This is a genomic window from uncultured Serinicoccus sp. (assembly GCF_947487915.1).
Taxonomy (GTDB): domain Bacteria; phylum Actinomycetota; class Actinomycetes; order Actinomycetales; family Dermatophilaceae; genus Ornithinicoccus.
This window is the reverse complement of sequence record NZ_CANKYH010000041.1, coordinates 1-382: the sequence shown is the minus strand read 5'-3', so window position 1 is coordinate 382 and position 382 is coordinate 1. Positions and strand designations below refer to the sequence as shown.

Sequence of the window (382 nt, the reverse complement as noted above, 5' to 3'; positions counted from 1 at the left end):
GGGGACCACACCCAGGACAGCCCGTACTCACCACAGGCGACACCACCCCAGCGGGGCGACAGCTCTTCGATGTTCCACCCAGAAGCAACCCCGGACACCACACTCGGGTGCACCACGGGGCGCAAGCACCCCCACCCCACAAGGGCGGAAGGCACTCGAACTTCATGCTCCTTAGAAAGGAGGTGATCCAGCCGCACCTTCCGGTACGGCTACCTTGTTACGACTTAGTCCCAATCACCAGTCCCACCTTCGACAGCTCCCTCCACAAGGGTTGGGCCACCGGCTTCGGGTGTTACCGACTTTCGTGACTTGACGGGCGGTGTGTACAAGGCCCGGGAACGTATTCACCGCAGCGTTGCTGATCTGCGATTACTAGCGACTC

At 61.5% G+C, this 382-nt stretch carries 1 rRNA gene; it reads right to left on the bottom strand.

The features are described from left to right. Positions 1 to 175: 175 nt before the first annotated feature. A 16S ribosomal RNA gene (locus Q0795_RS17140) occupies positions 176 to 382 on the bottom strand; the annotation flags it as partial.